At 27.7% G+C, this 220-nt stretch carries 1 protein-coding gene; it reads right to left on the bottom strand.

Annotation, left to right across the window (positions count from 1 at the left end):
• A partial coding sequence (locus BN899_RS18440) for a hypothetical protein (protein WP_042278467.1) occupies positions 1 to 220 on the bottom strand: 220 nt, incomplete at its 5' end.

The following is a 220-nucleotide window of genomic DNA, read 5'->3' as shown; positions in this document are numbered from 1 at the left end:
TTATTCAGCTATGTTATATACTTCTAATCCAGCATTTTTTATTTCTTTTTTCTTAACATCTACTAAAGCTCTTAATGTATCTAACGAAGTCATCACTTCAGTTGCAAACTCTGTAGCAGTTCTTCTTATCTTAAATCCATCTCTAGTTGAATCATTTCCTTTAGTTGGTGTGTTTATTACTATATCAACTTGTTTATTTCTTATAGCATCTAATATATTT

This window comes from Faecalimicrobium dakarense (assembly GCF_000499525.1).
In the GTDB taxonomy this organism is placed as follows: domain Bacteria; phylum Bacillota; class Clostridia; order Peptostreptococcales; family Peptostreptococcaceae; genus Faecalimicrobium; species Faecalimicrobium dakarense.
Note: the sequence above shows the minus strand (reverse complement) of the source record. Positions and strands in the feature narration are given on the sequence as shown.